Source organism: Neisseria sp. P0021.S006, assembly GCF_051956895.1.
This window is the reverse complement of the sequence record NZ_JBQCWZ010000811.1, coordinates 1-647: the sequence shown is the minus strand read 5'-3', so window position 1 is coordinate 647 and position 647 is coordinate 1. Positions and strand designations below refer to the sequence as shown.

The window sequence follows — 647 nt, the reverse complement described above, 5'->3', positions numbered from 1 at the left end:
ATGCTGTTGATTTCGTCACGCTCTTCAAAGGTTTTATCCAATTCCATACGGCCGATGACAGAGCGCAAAGTTGTCTGCGCAAGCTGGGTAATCGCCATGATGTAGTTGCTGGAACCATATGAAGCGAGTTTAGGATCGGTAACTTGGAAGTAGATGATGCCGTCCACAGTCAGCTGAGTGTTGTCGCGGGTAATGCAGACTTGGCTGGGAACATCCAAAGGAACTTCTTTCAGCGAATGACGATAGGCGACGCGGTCGATAAATGGGATAAGGATGTTCAGACCTGCAGTCAGTGCTTTGTGAAAACGGCCTAATCGTTCGACCACATAAACTTCCTGTTGCGGTACAACGATAAAGGATTTGAAACCAAAAACAACAACGACGATGAGTATGAGGACGGGGAGACTGAGCAGAAATTCCATAATGTTTCCTTATGATGATGGTTGGGAGAGTGTGCGGATAATCAGAAGATTGCCGTTTTTGGCGGTAATGACTGCGCTTGAGGCCGTCTGAAAAGTATCTTGGGGCCGTTCGGCTTGTGCCTGCCAATGTGTGCCGCGGTAGGCGACTTCGTAAATATTGTCATGTAGGTGGCGTAGGATGCGGACGTTTTGCCCAATATCCAAATCATCGTTGAGCGCTTGGTG

At 48.2% G+C, this 647-nt stretch carries 2 protein-coding genes; both read right to left on the bottom strand.

Going from position 1 to position 647, the window contains the following annotated elements; all coding sequences use genetic code 11:
* On the bottom strand, positions 1 to 422 hold a 422-nt coding region (locus ACTHUM_RS17245; RefSeq protein ID WP_440403589.1), incomplete at its 3' end, for a paraslipin.
* A gap of 9 nt (positions 423 to 431) precedes the next feature.
* Positions 432 to 647: NfeD family protein (locus ACTHUM_RS17240; protein ID WP_440403588.1), on the bottom strand; the 216-nt coding region annotated here is incomplete at its 5' end.